This window comes from Bradyrhizobium sp. CCH5-F6, from assembly GCF_001556045.1.
Classification (GTDB): domain Bacteria; phylum Pseudomonadota; class Alphaproteobacteria; order Rhizobiales; family Xanthobacteraceae; genus Bradyrhizobium.
In genome coordinates this window covers 1-329 of record NZ_LSIC01000179.1, presented here as the reverse complement: position 1 = coordinate 329, position 329 = coordinate 1, and the positions used below count along the sequence as shown (strand labels likewise).

Genomic DNA, 329 nt, shown 5'->3' with positions numbered 1-329 from the left:
CAACGGCACCGTCAGCTTCAATGCCCAGACCAATACGGTCACCTTCACGCCGACCACCGGCTATACCGGTGCGGCTTCCTTCAGCTATGCCATCGCCGACGGACAGGGCGGCACCGCAACCGCAACGGTCAGTCTGACGGTGAATGCCCCAGCAAACCAGCCGCCGGTCGCCAACAACGACAGCGGCTACAACACCACGCAAAACACGGCTCTGGCTATTGCCGCGTCTACCCTGCTTGCGAACGATACCGATCCGAACGGCGATCCGCTGACGGTCACGGGCGTGAGCGGCGGCGTCAACGGCACCGTCAGCTTCAATGCCCAGACCA

Annotated in this window: 1 protein-coding gene; it reads left to right on the top strand. The window is 63.2% G+C overall.

The features are described 5' to 3' along the window. A partial coding sequence (locus tag AX729_RS40760; protein ID WP_197433717.1) for an Ig-like domain-containing protein occupies positions 1-329 on the top strand: 329 nt, incomplete at both ends.